At 60.2% G+C, this 16,057-nt stretch carries 12 protein-coding genes; 4 read left to right on the top strand and 8 right to left on the bottom strand.

All coding sequences use genetic code 11. From position 1 onward, the window contains the following. Window positions 1–425 precede the first annotated feature (425 nt). The 3 genes from OQV00_RS04945 (at window position 426) to OQV00_RS04935 (ending at window position 4,231) form a co-directional block, all read left to right on the top strand. Complete coding sequence (locus OQV00_RS04945) at window positions 426–1,715, top strand: HAAAP family serine/threonine permease (protein ID WP_004867007.1); 1,290 nt, start codon at window positions 426–428, stop codon at window positions 1,713–1,715. Window positions 1,716–1,770: 55 nt separating this feature from the next. Then, on the top strand, window positions 1,771–3,138 hold the full coding sequence (locus OQV00_RS04940) for an L-serine ammonia-lyase (RefSeq protein ID WP_004867008.1): 1,368 nt from the start codon (window positions 1,771–1,773) through the stop codon (window positions 3,136–3,138). Window positions 3,139–3,292: 154 nt separating this feature from the next. Beyond that, window positions 3,293–4,231: a sulfonate ABC transporter substrate-binding protein gene (locus OQV00_RS04935; protein ID WP_004867009.1), complete on the top strand. Its 939-nt coding sequence runs from the start codon at window positions 3,293–3,295 to the stop codon at window positions 4,229–4,231. A 40-nt stretch (window positions 4,232–4,271) separates the two neighbouring features. Here OQV00_RS04935 and OQV00_RS04930 read toward each other — a convergent pair whose 3' ends face one another. The 8 genes from OQV00_RS04930 to ssuD form a co-directional block, all read right to left on the bottom strand. Further along, on the bottom strand, window positions 4,272–5,495 hold the full coding sequence (locus OQV00_RS04930) for an acyl-CoA dehydrogenase family protein (protein ID WP_015585854.1): 1,224 nt from the start codon (window positions 5,493–5,495) through the stop codon (window positions 4,272–4,274). A gap of 10 nt (window positions 5,496–5,505) precedes the next feature. Then, a complete protein-coding gene (locus OQV00_RS04925) occupies window positions 5,506–6,927 on the bottom strand; it encodes an MFS transporter (protein ID WP_064359163.1) in 1,422 nt (473 codons plus the stop codon). Between the two features lie 170 nt (window positions 6,928–7,097). After that, complete coding sequence (locus tag OQV00_RS04920; protein WP_004867012.1) at window positions 7,098–7,976, bottom strand: MetQ/NlpA family ABC transporter substrate-binding protein; 879 nt, start codon at window positions 7,974–7,976, stop codon at window positions 7,098–7,100. Beyond that, window positions 7,973–8,671 (bottom strand): methionine ABC transporter permease, encoded by a 699-nt coding sequence (locus OQV00_RS04915; RefSeq protein ID WP_004867013.1) that lies wholly within the window; start codon window positions 8,669–8,671, stop codon window positions 7,973–7,975. The genes OQV00_RS04920 and OQV00_RS04915 overlap by 4 nt, the downstream gene beginning before the upstream one ends. Further along, a complete protein-coding gene (locus tag OQV00_RS04910; protein WP_004867014.1) occupies window positions 8,668–9,687 on the bottom strand; it encodes a methionine ABC transporter ATP-binding protein in 1,020 nt (339 codons plus the stop codon). Before OQV00_RS04910 ends, OQV00_RS04915 begins: the two co-directional genes overlap by 4 nt. Continuing rightward, complete coding sequence (locus tag OQV00_RS04905) at window positions 9,684–11,090, bottom strand: LLM class flavin-dependent oxidoreductase (protein WP_266279924.1); 1,407 nt, start codon at window positions 11,088–11,090, stop codon at window positions 9,684–9,686. The genes OQV00_RS04910 and OQV00_RS04905 overlap by 4 nt, the downstream gene beginning before the upstream one ends. A gap of 71 nt (window positions 11,091–11,161) precedes the next feature. Further along, a complete protein-coding gene (locus tag OQV00_RS04900; RefSeq protein ID WP_015585852.1) occupies window positions 11,162–12,559 on the bottom strand; it encodes an FAD/NAD(P)-binding protein in 1,398 nt (465 codons plus the stop codon). A gap of 46 nt (window positions 12,560–12,605) precedes the next feature. After that, entirely contained in the window at window positions 12,606–13,778 is a 1,173-nt protein-coding gene (gene ssuD, locus OQV00_RS04895) for an FMNH2-dependent alkanesulfonate monooxygenase (RefSeq protein WP_004867017.1), read from the bottom strand. Window positions 13,779–14,049: 271 nt separating this feature from the next. Between ssuD and OQV00_RS04890 the strand changes: the two genes are divergently transcribed. After that, window positions 14,050–15,993, top strand: a complete 1,944-nt coding sequence (locus OQV00_RS04890; RefSeq protein ID WP_004867018.1) for a sigma-54-dependent Fis family transcriptional regulator — start codon at window positions 14,050–14,052, stop codon at window positions 15,991–15,993. Window positions 15,994–16,057 lie beyond the last annotated feature (64 nt).

The raw sequence follows: 16,057 nt of genomic DNA, 5'->3' as shown, positions 1-16,057 counted from the left end.
ATTCATTTATTTTAAGAATGCTTTGTAACTTTTTCACAAAGCCAATCGTTTGCGTTTCCATAAGAAGCAATAAATATCACTGATAAAAAGGCATTTAAGCGCGAAAACATCGTCAGTATCTCATTTTTACAGTAAAAACATCGTTATTAAGCCTCCCTTCTTTTATCTCATATCCTGTAAATGGTAGCCTTCGCGCCACAAATACCTGGCTGATCACCAGAAACAGACTGTTGAACTAAAAATACCCACATCGAAAGTGGATTATTGCAATTGGGATCGCGATCACTGATGCATTTACCAGATAAATGTATCTTTCCGCCCCACTTGTTACGGAGAAAATCATTAAAAAACCGTAATCAAACGCATTTCATATTACTTAATTGATTTTAATCATTATATTTGGTCGCTTCCTCCAGGAGATACAGATGGAAACCACTCAAACCAGCACTATCGTAACGGGTGAAACCCGTAGCGGATGGCGCAAAACAGATACCATGTGGATGCTGGGACTGTACGGTACGGCAATCGGCGCGGGCGTATTGTTCCTGCCGATTAATGCCGGCGTCGGCGGTATGATCCCCCTGATCATCATGGCAATTCTTGCTTTCCCGATGACCTTTTTCGCCCACCGCGGAATGACCCGTTTTGTCCTTTCCGGTAAAAATCCGGGTGAAGACATCACGGAAGTGGTAGAAGAGCACTTCGGTGTCGGCGCAGGTAAGCTGATTACCCTGCTCTACTTCTTCGCCATCTACCCGATTCTGCTGGTTTATAGCGTGGCTATCACCAATACCGTCGAAAGCTTTATGACCCACCAGCTGCAGATGACCGCGCCGCCGCGGGCGATCCTGTCGCTGATTCTGATTGTGGGCATGATGACCATCGTGCGTTTCGGCGAGCAGATGATTGTTAAAGCGATGAGTATTCTGGTGTTCCCGTTCGTTATCGCTCTGATGATCCTCGCACTGTACCTGATTCCTCAGTGGAACGGCGCGGCGCTGGAAACCCTCTCCCTGAACAGCTCGACCTTTACCGGTAATGGTCTGTGGATGACTCTCTGGCTGGCGATTCCGGTGATGGTGTTCTCCTTTAACCACTCGCCGATCATCTCCTCCTTCGCCGTGGCGAAGCGTGAAGAGTACGGTCAGGGCGCAGAGAAGAAGTGCTCCAGCATCCTGGCTCGCGCTCATATCATGATGGTATTGACCGTGATGTTCTTCGTCTTCAGCTGCGTACTGAGCCTGTCTCCGGCCGATCTGGCAGAAGCAAAAGCGCAGAACATCTCGATTCTGTCTTACCTGGCGAACCACTTTAACGCACCGGTTATTGCCTGGATGGCGCCGATCATCGCGATGATTGCCATCACCAAATCCTTCCTCGGCCACTACCTGGGCGCACGTGAAGGCTTTAACGGCATGGTGATTAAATCCCTGCGCGGTAAAGGCAAATCCATCGAAATCAATAAACTGAACAAAATCACGGCGCTGTTCATGCTGGTGACCACCTGGATTGTGGCCACGCTGAACCCAAGCATTCTCGGCATGATCGAAACCCTCGGCGGCCCGATTATCGCGATGATTCTGTTCCTGATGCCGATGTATGCCATCCAGAAAGTCCCGGCCATGCGCAAATACAGCGGCCACATCAGCAACGTCTTCGTTGTGATTATGGGCCTGATTGCTATCTCCGCGATTTTCTACTCTCTGTTCAGCTAATCTCTCCCCCGCGCCGCCAGCAGGCGGCGCGCTCCCCGACAGTACTGGATGCAACATGATCAGCGTATTCGATATTTTTAAAATCGGCATTGGCCCTTCCAGCTCCCATACCGTTGGACCAATGAAAGCGGGCAAGCAATTCACGGACGATCTTATCGCGCGCGGGCTGCTTGCCAACGTCACCAAAGTCGTTGTCGACGTTTACGGCTCCCTTTCCCTCACCGGTAAAGGCCACCATACCGACATCGCCATTATTATGGGTCTTGCGGGCAACCTGCCTGACAGCGTTGATATCGACGCCATCCCGGCGTTCATTCAGGACGTCAACACCCACGGCCGCCTGATGCTGGCAAACGGCCAGCAGGAAGTTGAATTCCCGGTCGACCAGTGCATGAATTTCCATGCCGACAACCTGTCGCTGCATGAGAACGGTATGCGCATTACCGCCCTGGGTGGCGACAAGGTGCTCTACACCCAGACTTACTACTCCATCGGCGGCGGGTTTATTGTCGATGAAGAACATTTCGGCCTGAGCAATGAAGCGCCGCCCGTGGTTCCTTATCCGTACAAAAATGCGGCCGACCTGCAAAGACACTGCCGCGAAAGCGGGCTCTCGCTTTCCGGCCTGATGATGCAAAACGAGCTGGCGCTGCACACCAAAGAAGAGCTTGAGCAGCACTTTGCCGCCGTCTGGGAAGTGATGAGCGGCGGTATCGAGCGCGGCATTACCACCGAAGGCGTACTGCCGGGCAAGCTGCGGGTTCCGCGTCGTGCCGCCGCCCTGCGCCGGATGCTGGTTAGCCAGGACAATACCAACAGCGACCCGATGGCGGTGGTTGACTGGATCAACATGTTTGCCCTGGCGGTCAACGAAGAGAATGCCGCCGGTGGACGCGTAGTGACCGCGCCGACCAACGGCGCCTGCGGCATCGTGCCGGCGGTACTGGCCTATTACGACAAGTTTATCCGCAAGGTGAATGCCAATTCGCTGGCGCGTTATCTGCTGGTAACCAGCGCTATCGGCTCGCTGTATAAGATGAACGCCTCAATTTCCGGTGCCGAAGTCGGTTGCCAGGGCGAGGTCGGCGTGGCCTGCTCAATGGCGGCAGCCGGTCTGACGGAGCTGCTGGGCGGTAGCCCGGGCCAGGTGTGCATCGCGGCGGAGATCGGCATGGAACATAACCTGGGTCTGACCTGCGATCCGGTTGCCGGCCAGGTACAGGTTCCCTGCATCGAACGTAACGCTATCGCCGCCGTCAAAGCGGTCAACGCCGCGCGCATGGCGCTACGCCGCACCAGCGAACCGCGCGTTTGTCTCGATAAAGTGATCGAAACCATGTATGAAACGGGCAAAGATATGAACGCCAAGTACCGCGAAACCTCTCGCGGCGGCCTGGCAATGAAAATCGTCGCCTGCGATTAACGATACATGCCCGGCAGCCGATTCTGCCGGGCAGCTTCCCCGCAACATCGTCTCCCCCACCAGGCATTTCAGTTATATAAATTACAATTTAGTTATTTATTGGTTATAAAGACAATTTGTTACCTTACGGCAAACCGCCAAAGGAGAACATATCATGTCCAAAAGGTTGCATCTGGCCGCGCTGCCGCTGCTGCTCGGGCTGTCTGCGTCCGCGCTGGCTCAGGCGCCGGAAACCGTGAACATTGGCTATCAGAAGGCCAATATCTTCGCCCTGCTTAAGTATCGTGGCACCCTCGATGAGACGTTTAAAAAACAGGGCATCGCCGTACGCTGGGTGGAATTCCCGGCTGGCCCGCAGATGCTGGAAGGGCTGAATGTCGGCAGTATTGACCTCGCGGCCACCGGCGATGCGCCGCCGGCCTTTGCCCAGGCCGCTCAGGCGGATCTGGTCTACCTCGCGCACTCGCCGGCAAACCCCAAAACCGAAGCTATCGTGGTACCGGAAAACTCGCCGATTCACAACGTGGCCGACCTGAAAGGTAAGCGCGTGGGGCTGAATAAAGGTTCTGACGTCAACTACCTGCTGGTGGCCGCGCTGGAAAAAGCCGGGCTGAGCTATAAAGATATCACCCCGGTTTACCTGCCTCCGGCCGATGCCCGCGCCGCCTTCCAGCGTGGGGCGATTGATGCCTGGGTTATCTGGGACCCGTACCTTGCCGAAGTTGAAACCAACGCTAAGGCGCGGCAGATCCGCAACGCTGAAGGGCTGGTACCGCACTACACCTTCTATCTCGCCAGCCGCAAATTTGCCGAAAACCACCCGGATACCGCCAAACAGGTGGTGGATGAGTTACGCCAGCTCAGCGACTGGGCGAACGCCCATCAGGACGACGCCGCCGGAATTCTGTCAACCTCCACCGGGCTGGATAAAGCTATCTGGCTGAAAGCGCTCGCCCGCCTGCCCTACGGCGCCGAACGCATGACGCCCGCGGTCTATAACGAGCAGCAGGCGCTGGCGGATACCTTCACGCGTATCGGCCTGCTGCCGGTGAAAGTGGACGTGCGCAGCGCCACCTGGTCGCAGGATAAATAACCCTTGCCGGCGACGGGCCTCCCCGTCGCCTTCCCTCTTGCTAACCCTGCGCCTTTTCGCCGTCGCCAATCTGCCAGATAAAGGTCGGCGCCTCGCCGTTGACCAGCCAGTTGCCGATATTGCGCGCTTTGTAGATAACCGGGTTATGCGAGGCCACGGTACGCGCGTTGCGCCAGTGGCGATCGAGCGCTTTACCCACCCGGGTGTCCGACGCGCCGAGAGCGTTAAACAGCTCGGTCGCCGCACGCGGCACCCATTCGCTGGCAACCACCTGCGCCTGCGCCGCTTCGACCTCCGCCAGCCGATTACGCTGTTCAATCAGCGCCTCGTCGCCGCTGGCATGAACAATATAGGCCTGCTGTAAAGACTCCGCCGCCTGCAGCACCGCCGCGCGGGTCGCCCACACCCAGCTGCTGATTTGCCCGACCACCTGCAGCACCTGAGGATCGTCGCGCGGCACGGCGGCATTGCCGTGGCTGTACATACGGGAGCGTTTTTTCACCCCTTCGGCGGCATCGCGTTCTACCGCCAGGCCGATACCCGCCAGCGTCGCCAGTAAGATATGCTGATAGAAGGCGGTCTGGTAGCGAAAGCGCTCGGCAAAATCATAGACATGTTCCTGCTCAACCAGGGCCTGCTTAAAGCGGGTGGTGCCGCTGCCGGTCAGACGCTGACCAAAGCCATCCCAGTCGTCATCGCGTTCCACCGCGCTCTGCCGGGTGCTGACCAGTGCGATGACATCGCCGTGGTTGTCGCTGCGGCGGGCAAAGACGTCAATCCAGTCGGCGTACAGCGTCCCGGTGCTGTAAAACTTCTCGCCGCTTAAGCGCCATCCGCGGTCATCCGGCGTCACCTGAGTATTCACCTCCCCAAGCTTCACCGCCCCCGTTTCGGTCCAGCCGCTGCCCACCAGCTCCCCGTCGAGAAAACGTTGAAACCAGCGATCGCGCTGCGCGGAGTCCGGTTGATTCAGGCGATCTTCAACAAAGGCAAAATGGGCGCGCAGCGCCTGCGGCAGGTTCGAGTCAGCCTCGGCGAGCTCAATCAACAGGGCAATCAGCTGCGGCAGCGACGCGCCCCAGCCGCCCTTTTCCCGCGGAATACGCACCGTGCCAAAGCCCGCCTCCTTCAGCCAGCGAATCTGCTCGTCGGGTAAAATACGGTGCTGTTCGCGGTTCGCCGCCCCCTGCGCAATGCGGGAAAAAATCGGCCGGAAGGCCGCGGCCAGCTGTTCATAATCGGTACCGGTAGAGAGTAATGTCATCATCTGTTCCTTAATGGTGGCTATCGTCAATATCGTGACGCGTCGGCTCGTGGCGGACCGCAAGCAGGAAGAAGATCGGAATAATGGCGGCCAGCGACACCACCCAGAACATCTGCGTGCCGAGGGAGGCCTGCAGCAACGGCAGCACGAACAGCGCCAGCGCGCTGCCGATCCCGGAGAGCGCCCGGCTGAAGCCGACGCCGGTGGCGCGAATCGCGGTGGGATAGGAGAGCGCCGGATAGATCATCAGCTGCGCGCCGGGGCCGAAACCCTCGGCAAACAGCCACAGCCCAAGCATCGCAATTGCCAGCACCACCCCGACGGTGGCCTGCGGCTGGCCGACCAGAGCAAGCACAATCAGGGCGATAAACTGCAGCGCGAAGCCGGCAATCGCCACGTGGCGCGACGGATATTTCCACGCCAGATGCATCCCCAGCAGCCCGCCGGTAAAGGCAAACAGCGCGTTCAGCCCCAATGACGCGGAGATGGTTTCAAACACCCCGGCACCGAGAAACTGGGCGAGGATCGACGGCAGGAAAAAGGCGATGGCGGTGTACTCAAAGGAGATACAGATATTCATCACCCCGGCGACGATGGTGCGCTCGCGGTACGGCTTTTCAAACAGTACGCGGAAGCTCACTTTCGGCGGCGGCGCGGGGCGTTCAGCCGGCGCTTCATGGGCGGCAATGCCGTAAGAGTCGCGCAGAATGCGCACCGCCGAAGCCAGGTCTCCCTGGTTTGCCGCCCACAGCGGTGACTCATTCATAAATTTACTGCGCACGGCGATAATCAGCAGCGCCGGGACGGCGCCAAACAGCAGCGAGGCGCGCCACAGCCAGTCGAGGTGCTCCTGCGGCAGCAGGAAATAGAGGCCGAAGATAATCAGAAAGCAGACCGTTGAAGCGGCGTACCACATCGGGCACCAGGCGGCGAGGCGCGCGGCCTTGTTGCCTTTGCCGGTAAAACGGGAGAATTCAGCGAGGTAGGACATGGCGACCGGCAGATCGATGCCCACGCCGATGCCCATCAGGAAACGCGCGCCGATCAGCACCCAGACGTTGGGCGCCAGACCTGCGGCGATGGCCGAGACGACGAAAAACAGCATGTCGGCCATAAACACCGAATAGCGGCCATATTTATCCGTCAACCAGCCGCCGATTAAGTTGCCGATAATGGTACCAACCATAATGGATGAGGTGACCAGGCCGGTCAGCAGCGGCGAGAGCTGGAATTCACGTACCACGTCGTCGATGCCGTAGGAGAGCGTGGTTAAATCATAGGCGTCGAGAAAGACCCCGCCGAGAGCGAGGAAGACAATCATCCGCGCATATTTAGCCTGATCCTTGCCCGAATTGATCAGCCGCGCCACATCCCCGACGCTACTCACCGGTGCGGAGGCCACGCCGGGATTATCAACAGACAGCGTACTCATGTTTTCACCTTGTTATGTTGTGCAGGTGATCGCAGTTATAGGCCGTCAGCCGATAAAACCCAACCAATAAAAATGCATATAAAAATCAATATATTCAATAAGTTAATTAAATAAAACAACAAAAACAGGACGTGCTTCCGCCCGTCCTGCAAGGTCATCGATTGGCAAACTTATTCTGCGGAAACGGGCACCAGCACATCCTTAACCAGCGGGTCATCGGTGGTTTTCAGCCAGCTCTGAATGCGCGGGTCGGAAAACGCCTGCTGCAATTTGACAATATTCTCCTGCGACAGATAAGGCGTCCCGATAACCAGCTGCGACGCAAAAGTCCGCGGCGCAGGCGGGAATAAGATGCCCTTATCGCGCGATACTTTCCCGGCATCAAACTGCGAGACATAGCCGATTGCCGCGTCCACCGAATTGAGCGCCCGCGGCATGGTTAACAGGTCCAGCTCTTTGAAATTAAACTGATGCGGGTTGCCGACGATATTTTTCAGCTTCGCCGTGCGCGGCTCTACCGCCGGGTCGAGCGTAATCAGGCCGATGCGCTGCAGCAGCCACAGCGCCTGTCCCTGGTTGGCGCCATCATCCGGCACCACGATCGTCGCCCCGTTCGGCAGATCCTTAACCGATTTATAGCGATCGGAGTAAATCCCAAAGGCCCACTGGAACACCGGTACCGTGGTGGAAAGCGCGAAGCCGTTGGCATCCACCACCTGCTTCAGCCACCACTGATGCTGATAGATGGTTCCCGCATATTCCCCTTGCGCCACCGCGCGATCCGCCTGCACCGGATCCTGCACCCCCACCGCCTCCAGCTTGAGGCCGTAATCCGGCGCAATATGCTGGCCGATGTACTCAATAATTCGCTGTTCACCGGCCATCGCCGGCTCATAGTGAATTTTCAGGGTGGTGCCGAACACCACCTGCTGCGACTGGGCCTGCCCTCGCCACCACCAGAAGGCGACGGCCAGCGCCACAATCACTACCAGCGCCGCCAGCCACGGCCAGCGTCGGGCCTTACGTAACTCAAACTGTTCTGTTGTCATGAAGCGATCCCCTGCGTGTGGCGAAGTTTGTTGACCAGACGGTCACCGAAAAATTGAATCAGCTGGATAGTGGCGATCAGCGCGATAATGGTGGCGATCATGATGTGATTGTCGAAGCGCTGGTAGCCGTACACCACCGCCAGATAGCCGATGCCTCCCGCGCCGATGGTGCCGGCAATGGCGGAGTATTCGATCATCGACACCAGGTTGAGCGTCACCGCCGCCACCAGCGCCGGCAGGGCTTCACTCAGCTGGGCGCTGCGGATAATCTGCCAGCGCGAGCCGCCGCAGACGATCCCCACGGCGGTGACCTCCGCCGGCAGTTCGCGCAGCGCGTTTTCCACCAGCCGGCCGAAAAATGGCACCCCGGCGGCAATCATCGGCACCACGGCGGCCGGAATGCCAATCGTCGTCCCGGTGAGCCAGAAGGTGAAAGGAATAATCGCCGCCATCAGCACCAGAAACGGCAGAGAGCGCCCCATATTCACTACCCAGTTCAACACCCGGTACAGCGCGGCATGCGGGAATAATCCGCGCGGCGAGGCATTGAATAGCACCACCCCGACCACGCCGCCGAGGGTCACCACAAACAGCATCACAATGGCCACCATCAGCCAGGTTTCGCCGTAGGCGGGCAGCAGCAGCGTATGGATCTCGCTCCAGGGGGTATCCTGGCTGATTACCGAAGGTTTCATACCGCCTCCTGTAGTTCGGGTGCGCCGTCAAGCACCTCCGCCGCGATACCGAGCTGTGCCAGCAGCGCCAGCACCCGCGCCGCCGGCAGACGTTCTCCCTGAAAGCGCACCCCCACCTGTAACCTTCCCGCCAGCCGGCCGTTGATCGTCTCAACGTGGCCGCCGAGCAGGTCGATCTGCAGCGCAAACTGCTGGCTCAGGCGGCTGATCCAGTCGGTGGCCACCGGCACATCCCAGCGATAGCTCAACCGCAACAGCAGATCGCTATGGGCCGCCACCGGAGAGAGCGGCAGCAGCTGCTGACCCAGTAGCGAATCCGGGCGCGCCAGCAGCTCTTTCACCTGACCAAACTGCACAATTGCGCCATCACGAATTTCCGCCACCGCATCCGCCGCCGCCCGTACCGCGTCCATCTCGTGGGTAATCAGCACGATCGCCAGGCGATACTCATCGCGCAGGCGTTTAAGCAAATTGAGCACCGCGGCGGTGGCCTGCGGGTCCAGCCCGGAGGTGGCCTCGTCCGCCAGCAGCACCGACGGGCGCAGCGCCAGCGCACGCGCAATACCAATCCGCTGACGCTGGCCGCCGGAAAGCTGCGCCGGCCAGGCGTCCGCCTTATGACTCAGCCCAACGCTTTCCAGCAGTTCGCCGACCCGGGCTTTAATATCGCGCTCGACCACCCCGAGGTATTCCAGCGGCAGGGCGATATTTTGCCAGGCCGTTTTACGACTGAGCAGCGCGGAGGACTGAAAAACGGTACCGATCGTGCGCCGCTCGCGACGCAGCGCCTCGCCGCTGAGCAACGACAGGTCGTTGCCGTTAACCCGGATGCTGCCGCTGTCGGGACGCTCCAGCAGGCTGATAAGGCGCGCGAGGGTCGATTTTCCCGCGCCGCTCGGCCCCACCACCGCGGTGATGGAGCGGGTCGGTACCCGCAGCGACAGCCCTTTCAGCACCTCGCTGAACCGCCCGTCTGCCGTACGATAGCGCTTATGCAGGTTGTCTATTTCGATCATGTCACCTTCTCCTCTGCCCCGACATCGATGCGGGTACCACGCCGGTATCCGGCGCCCGGATGCGGCGCCACCAGTCGCGGCCCGGCGCCAAACAATTTTTCGCGCAGGGTGCCTTCGCGATACTCCTGCTTAAAGACGCCGCGTTTTTGCAGTTCGGGAATGAGCAGCTCCACCACATCGCGGAAGGTTTCATGGGTGACGGCATACGCCAGGTTGAAACCGTCAACATCGGTCTCCTCAACCCACGATTGCAGCTCGTCGGCGACGGTTTGCGCACTGCCGACGATCAGCGGGCCGAAGCCGCCGATCCCCACCCAGTCGGCCAGCGCCTGTACCGTCCACTGACGATCGGGATCGGCGGTGGAAAAGGCTTCAACCGCCGACTGAATGGCGTTGGTATGCAGGTATTTCAGTACCTGATCCGGATGATACTGGCCGAAGTCGATCCCGGTCCAGCCGGAGATCAGCGCCAGCGCCCCTTCATAGCTGACATAAGATTTATACTCCTGCCATTTGGCCTGCGCCTCGCGGTCGGTTTCACCGACGATCGCCGTTTGCAGGTTGAAAATCAGAATGCTGCGCGGGTCGCGCCCGGCTTCGGCGGCGCGACGGCGAATATCCGCTACCGTCTTTTTGAGCAGCACTTTCGACGGCGCGGCGACAAACACGCACTCGGCGTGCCCGGCGGCAAACTGCTTCCCGCGGCTCGACGCCCCGGCCTGATAGAGCACCGGCGTGCGCTGCGGCGACGGTTCGCAGAGGTGGATCCCCGGCACGGTGAAGAAGTTGCCCTGGTGGTTGATCGGATGAATTTTTTGCGGATCGCTGAAGATCCCGCGCTCGCGATCGCGCAGTACCGCGCCATCTTCCCAGCTCCCTTCCAGCAGCTTATAAACCACGTCGAGATACTCATCGGCGTAGTCATAGCGCGCATCGTGATCGGTCTGCGCCTGATGGCCAATATTGCGCGCCCCGCTTTCCAGATACGAGGTGACGATGTTCCAGCCCACCCGGCCCTTGGTCAGGTGGTCAAGGGTCGAGAGACGGCGGGCAAACGGGTACGGGTGCTCAAACGACAGCGAGGCGGTCAGGCCAAAGCCGAGATGCTCCGTCACCAGCGCCATCGGGGTAATCAGCGCCAGCGGATCGTTCACCGGCACCTGCGTCGCCTGGCGAATGGCGGCATCGCCGTTGCCGTTCAGCACATCGTAGATGCCCAGCACGTCGGCAATAAACAGGCCGTCGAACTTACCGCGTTCCAGCAGACGCGCCAGGTCAACCCAGTAATCAAGGTCCTTATACTGCCACGAGCGGTCGCGCGGATGGGTCCACAGCCCCGGCGACTGATGACCGACGCAGTTCATATCAAAAGCATTCAGGCGAATTTCACGTTGTGATGACATAGCGCTCTCCACGGTGCATTCCGTCAACGGAACGCACGCTTAACACATCAAGGAATAAGGGGAATGGGGGGTTAAATCGTGGGACATCGGGCGGATTGCCCAATCCCCAGCGCCTGTAAAGCCTCAGCGGCGACGGCGGCAGCATGATCGGCAACCTGCGGCAGCCCCATCAGTTCGCCAAAATAGCCGCGAGCCGCCGGGCCAGAGATCAGCAGATTGGGTATCGCGCGCCCCTCCCGGCCAATCGCCCGGGAGTGAGCATCAACGTCCAGCCCAAGACCCAGCTTATCGGCGCGAATCAGACCGCGCCGGGCCAGTTCGCGCAGCAGCGGCTGGCTGTCGATCAGCCCGCCGTGGGCCGGGCCGGTAGTCAGAATCAGGCGATCGACCGTCAGGGCAATGCGCTCGCCCTCTCGCAAGGTCAGGGTAAGCGTCAGGGAACGGGCCTCGCTCTCCAGCGCCGTCAGCCGTGCGGCCAGCACCTTCAGGCTCCCCTCGCGCTGACGTTGCTCAATCACCTCGGCGACCTGCGGCGCAATGCGATAACGATGCACATCCCAGTAACGCCGCAGATGACGCAGGAAGCGCTGACGGTCGGCAAACGTCAGGGTCTGCCAGATGCGCTGTCCCTGCTGACGTACCGCGTCCAGCACCACCTGCCAGGGAAGCCCCTGCTCTGCCGCGCGGAGCACATCGGCGCGCACCAGCCGCAGCCGCTGACGGAGCGAGCCCTGATCGTACTCACCCGGCCAGGGCGCCGCAGCGCTGCCGGTGTTGCCCCGGGATAACAGACCGCGGCGCGAAAAGGCGGTAATCGGCCCGCGGTGGCCGAGCCGGGATAGCGTGGCGATGCAATCCGCCATCGTCAGCCCGGTTCCCATCACCGCCACCCGCGCATCCGCGGCGATCGGGGTGAGAGTGTCCGCACGCCACGGGTTGGCAATCAGCGCCGGGTGGTCGTGAAAAGGCACCGCCAGCCGCGGCAGCGCCGGCGGCGGATGACTCACCGCCAGAATCAGCAGATCGCTTTGCAGCCGACGACCGGTATCGGTGGTGATAGCGCTCTCGTCAAAATCCAGCGCCTGTTCACGCAGGTGAACCAGTCGCCCGCCGCTCGTCCGTACCGCCTCGGCAAAACGCTGGCTGACGTAGCGCCCGAACTGGCCGCGCTGGGGGTACAGCGAGCCGTCTTCACGCCGCGCCTGCGGATCGTCAGCAAAAGCAGGCTGACTACGGTACCAGCGGTCAAAAGCGCCCTCTTCCTCACCGGCCAACTGCATCCGCGAGGCGGGCACGTTGATTCGGTGGCTGGGTTCAGCGGTGGAATAGGCGACGCCCGCCCCGGGAACGGTACGCGGCTCCAGCAGCGTTACCCGTAGCCCTTCCGGCATCAGACCAAGCAGATGAATCGCCACCGCCGCGCCGCTAAAGCCGCCGCCGACGATCGTGATATGAGGTTCAGCTGGCATAGGTCACCGCCTTATAAAAGAAGAAGCGAAACATAGCGACCTCCGCTCAGCTGGCGCTGACCTGTTTTACCGGGCGCTTATCGCCGCCGATGGTTTCACCGAACGGCCCGGTATTAACGCCGCGCGCTTTTGGCTGGGCGTTGCTGGCCAGCGGCAGCAGCGGCATCACCAAATCGGCAAAGCGGTGCGCCTCTTCCAGATGCGGATAGCCGGAGAAGATAAAGTTAGTGATCCCCAGCGCCTGATATTCACGGATGCGCTCCGCCACCTGCTGCGGATTACCCACCAGTGCCGTCCCCGCCCCGCCGCGCACCAGCCCGACGCCCGCCCACAGATTTGGCGCAATACGCAGATTGTCGCGGGAGCCGTTGTGCAGGGCGCTCATCCGCGCCTGACCTGCGGAATCCATACGCGCGAAGATCTTCTGCGCCTGGGCAATGGTGTCATCATCCAGGTGGGCAATCAGCCGGTCGGCGGCGGCCCAGGCCTCCTCTTCCGTTTCACGGACAATCACATGCAGGCGAATACCGTATTGCAGGGTACGTCCGCGGGCGGCGGCGCGTTCACGGACGATAGCCAGCTTTTCCGCCACCAGCGCCGGCGGCTCCCCCCAGGTCAGATAGCTATCGATTTGCTCAGCGGCGACGTCAATGGCCTCCTCCGACGAGCCGCCAAAGTACAGCGGCGGGCCATCTTCCTGCACCGGCGGAAACAGCACTTCCGCCCCTTCGACATGAATATGCTCCCCGCGATAGTCCACCTTTTCGCCTTTTAGCAAACGGGAGTACACGTCGAGAAATTCGCGGGTCACCTGGTAGCGTTCACTGTGGTTGAGGAAGATCCCATCGCCTTTGTTCTCCACCGGATCGCCGCCGGTCACCACGTTGATCAGCAGCCGTCCCTCCGACAGACGATCGAGGGTGGCCGCCATCCGCGCCGCCAGCGTTGGCGGCTGTAGCCCGGGGCGCACCGCCACCAGATAGCGCAGGCGACGGGTCAACGGCGCCAGCGCCGACGCCACCAGCCAGGAGTCCTCGCAGCTTTTCCCGGTCGGAATCAGCACGCCGTAGTAGCCGAGGCTATCGGCGGCCAGCGCCACCTGCTGGAGATAAGGCAAATCCACCGGGCGGCCGCCTTCGGTAGTACCCAGATAACGGCCATCGCCGTGGGTGGGCAAAAACCAGAACACATTGATCTTCTCGCTCGCTTTCTGCGTCATTATCCATTTCCTATATAACCATATTCGATATTTATCGAAGAGATGTTTTAATTTGGTTATATGAGTGTTAGCGATTATCGTGCCAACGACGAGATAAAAATAAATCAAATAAAATCAATTAATTAAAAAACACAGCCGACATCCATGCTGTTGCAAATGCGTCAGCGCCTGCGTGGGCACTGACGCATTTGCAACAAACCGGCGGCGTCCCCCTCTGGTGTCTGTCGCCGGCAGAGGATAAGTTCAAGGCGTCATTTAACGGAGGTCCACCATGCTCAATCCTGAATCCCTGTCCGATACGCCCGTGCTCATCGACCCGGCGTCGAAAGCGTTTCAGAGCCTGCTGGACAAGCTGGCGCCAACGGAAGCCACCGTCCTGATCGTCGGCGAAACCGGCACCGGTAAAGAGGTGGTTGCCCGCTATCTTCATCATCACAGCACGCGTCGCCACCAGCCGTTTCTCGCCGTTAACTGCGGCGCGCTGACCGAAAGCCTGGCGGAAGCTGAACTCTTCGGCCATGAAAAAGGCGCCTTTACCGGCGCGGTGCAGAGCCACCCCGGCTGGTTTGAAGCCGCCGAGGGCGGGACCCTGCTGCTCGATGAGATCGGCGAACTGAGCCTGCCGCTGCAGGTCAAGCTGCTGCGCGTGCTGCAGGAGCGGGAAATTACCCGCGTCGGTTCGCGCAAGGCCATCAAAGTGAATGTGCGGGTCATCGCCGCCACCCATGTCGACTTAGCCCAGGCAATCCGCGAACGCCGCTTCCGCGAAGACCTCTATTACCGTTTGAATATCGCCATCGTGCCGCTGCCGCCGCTGCGCCAGCGCCGCCAGGATATTCCTCAGCTGGCCAATCACTTTTTAACGCTGTATGCCCGCCGGCTGGGTCGTCCGACCCGCCGCCTGGCGCCGGAAACGCTGGCGAGACTGATGGACTATCCGTGGCCCGGCAATATTCGCGAACTGGAAAATACGTTACATAACGCGGTTCTGCTCAGCAAAGAGGAGGAGATTACGCCCGCGCAGCTGCGGCTGAGCACGTTGCACGATACGCCGGCGACAGCTACGGATAATGAACTGGATAGCTTTATCTATCAGCAAATTAACCAACCAGGCGAGGCGCTGTGGGAGCGCATCACCGGGGCGCTGATCCGCGGAGCGATGGCCCACTGCGATGACAATCAAAGCCAGGCGGCGGCGCTGCTGGGCATCAGTCGCCATACTTTACGCACACAGCTGGCCAACATTGGACTGATTAAAAGCCGTCGGCGGGTAGAAACCACGCCGCGCCCGCTGTCCGGCACCGTTTCCGCCGACCGCGAGCTACGTATTGGCTATCAGCGTTTTGGCAACCTGGGCATTTTAAAGGCCCGACAGAGCCTGGAAAGCGCCTTCGCCCATCTCGGCGTCAGCGTGCTGTGGAGCGAATTCCCGGCCGGGCCACAGCTGCTGCACGCCCTCGCCTGCCACGAAATCGATTTTGGCACCACCGGCGAAGCGCCGCCGGTCTTTGCCCAGTCCGCGAACAGCGAACTGGTGTACGTGGCGTGGGAACCGCCCGCGCCGCAGAGCGTAGCGATGGTTGTCCCGCAACATAGCGCGATCCGCACGATTGCCGACTTGCGCGGAAAACGTATTGCGTTGAACAAAGGGTCAAACGTGCACTGGCTGCTGCTGCAGATTCTCGAGGAGGCGGGGCTGGGCTTAAATGACGTCAGGATTGTCTACACCCCGCCCAAATACCCGCTGACCGCCAGCGACTATCTGGCGGTGGATGCCTGGATGATGTGGGATCCGCTGTTAAGCGACGCCGAACACACCGGGGAGTTACGGGTGGTGGCCAACGGCGAAGGTCGGGTGCAAAACCATCAGTTCTACCTGTCGCGCCGCGACTACGTAACGCGTCACGGCGATATCATGCAACGCCTGCTGCACGAGCTGACGCAAACCGGACAGTTTATCGATCGACGGCGGGATGAAGCCGCCGGACTGCTGGCGGCGGAGCTGGGGATTAACGTCGCATCGCTCTCGCTGGCGTTGGCCCGCCGCAGCCATCGCCCGCGGATGATGGATCTCAAAGTGATCCGCGCGCAGCAAACCATTGCCGACCGTTTTTATGCGCTGGGCCTGATCGGCAAGCCGGTTTCGGTCCGCGAAGCGGTCTGGTACGGCGAGGCCACCAACAGCGAACCGGGCCTGCTGCTGCACGCTGATTAAGCCTCTTTGCGGCGCATCTTCCTGAATGCCCCCGTGCCGATAGCCTCTCCGCCACGGCAATGAT

It is taken from the genome of Klebsiella sp. DY2415 (genome assembly GCF_026314315.1).
Classification (GTDB): Bacteria; Pseudomonadota; Gammaproteobacteria; order Enterobacterales; family Enterobacteriaceae; genus Klebsiella; species Klebsiella ornithinolytica.
Note: the sequence above shows the minus strand (reverse complement) of the source record. Positions and strands in the feature narration are given on the sequence as shown.

Bases quoted from the DNA above. Each gene is read 5' to 3' on its own strand.
- OQV00_RS04920 (WP_004867012.1), bottom strand. From the start codon at position 7,976: ATGACAACAGAACAGTTTGAGTTACGTAAGGCCCGACGCTGGCCGTGG.
- OQV00_RS04900 (WP_015585852.1), bottom strand. From the start codon at position 12,559: ATGCCAGCTGAACCTCATATCACGATCGTCGGCGGCGGCTTTAGCGGC.
- OQV00_RS04935 (WP_004867009.1), top strand. From the start codon at position 3,293: ATGTCCAAAAGGTTGCATCTGGCCGCGCTGCCGCTGCTGCTCGGGCTG.
- OQV00_RS04910 (WP_004867014.1), bottom strand. From the start codon at position 9,687: ATGATCGAAATAGACAACCTGCATAAGCGCTATCGTACGGCAGACGGG.
- OQV00_RS04915 (WP_004867013.1), bottom strand. From the start codon at position 8,671: ATGAAACCTTCGGTAATCAGCCAGGATACCCCCTGGAGCGAGATCCAT.
- OQV00_RS04940 (WP_004867008.1), top strand. From the start codon at position 1,771: ATGATCAGCGTATTCGATATTTTTAAAATCGGCATTGGCCCTTCCAGC.
- ssuD (WP_004867017.1), bottom strand. From the start codon at position 13,778: ATGACGCAGAAAGCGAGCGAGAAGATCAATGTGTTCTGGTTTTTGCCC.
- OQV00_RS04925 (WP_064359163.1), bottom strand. From the start codon at position 6,927: ATGAGTACGCTGTCTGTTGATAATCCCGGCGTGGCCTCCGCACCGGTG.
- OQV00_RS04945 (WP_004867007.1), top strand. From the start codon at position 426: ATGGAAACCACTCAAACCAGCACTATCGTAACGGGTGAAACCCGTAGC.
- OQV00_RS04930 (WP_015585854.1), bottom strand. From the start codon at position 5,495: ATGACATTACTCTCTACCGGTACCGATTATGAACAGCTGGCCGCGGCC.
- OQV00_RS04905 (WP_266279924.1), bottom strand. From the start codon at position 11,090: ATGTCATCACAACGTGAAATTCGCCTGAATGCTTTTGATATGAACTGC.
- OQV00_RS04890 (WP_004867018.1), top strand. From the start codon at position 14,050: ATGCTCAATCCTGAATCCCTGTCCGATACGCCCGTGCTCATCGACCCG.